The 288-nt window shown below is 72.2% G+C and carries 1 pseudogene; it reads left to right on the forward strand.

From position 1 onward, the window contains the following. Positions 1 to 288: pseudogene (locus UUA_RS19745) on the forward strand (Wzz/FepE/Etk N-terminal domain-containing protein); the annotation flags it as partial.

Genomic DNA, 288 nt, shown 5'->3' on the forward strand with positions numbered 1-288 from the left:
AATCGGACCTGAGCGCCGCCGAGGCCGACCGCGCCCGCTACCAGCAGGCGGCCGAGCCGGGCAGCCTGCGCGCGGCCGGCGGCAAGGACCTGGCGAACCCGGTGCTGGCCAGCCTGCTGCTGGCCAACAAGAACGAGGAGGTGCGCGGCCTGACCCAGCAGCGCAACGATCTCGTCGAGCGCCTCGGGCCGGCCTACACCTACGACACCTCGATGGTGTGGCCGGCCTACGTGCCGGAGAAGCAGGCCTTCCCGAACCCCGAGCTGACCTATGGCCTCGGCCTGCTGC

This window comes from Rhodanobacter thiooxydans LCS2 (assembly GCF_000264375.1).
GTDB classification, from domain to species: domain Bacteria; phylum Pseudomonadota; class Gammaproteobacteria; order Xanthomonadales; family Rhodanobacteraceae; genus Rhodanobacter; species Rhodanobacter thiooxydans.